The organism is Enterobacter sp. PTB, from assembly GCF_051130085.1.
Lineage (GTDB): Bacteria > Pseudomonadota > Gammaproteobacteria > Enterobacterales > Enterobacteriaceae > Enterobacter > Enterobacter ludwigii.
This window is the reverse complement of sequence record NZ_JBDKEE010000150.1, coordinates 1-351: the sequence shown is the minus strand read 5'-3', so window position 1 is coordinate 351 and position 351 is coordinate 1. Positions and strand designations below refer to the sequence as shown.

The following is a 351-nucleotide window of genomic DNA, read 5'->3' as shown; positions in this document are numbered from 1 at the left end:
TGCGGGTGTACCTCGGGTATCGCAGCGATGTCCGTCTTCAGCTTCGTGTGCCGCTTTCCCTGATACCGGAACCCCGGCTACGCCGGGAGCATCGGGTTCGCCTCGGCCAGACCGGCGTCCTGGGGCATCAGGGACGTGAAACCTCAGCGAGCCGTGAGATCACCGTCAGTACGGGCCGCTATGAAGGTCTGTCTGTGGCTGTACTGCCCCCGGCGCAGTACGGCCAGTATCGTTTTGAACAGGAAACACCATGAAAATCATGAACCTCCGGCGGGCTCTGCTCCCGCTGCTGTGTACTCTGCTGAGCGGGTGCGGGCTGGCCCAGAGCGTCCATGACGGCACGCGCAGTAT

General features: G+C 63.0%; 1 pseudogene. It reads left to right on the top strand.

Annotated features, from left to right (window positions below):
* Positions 1-254: pseudogene (locus tag AAIR21_RS28040) on the top strand (type VI secretion system baseplate subunit TssG); the annotation flags it as partial.
* Positions 255-351 lie beyond the last annotated feature (97 nt).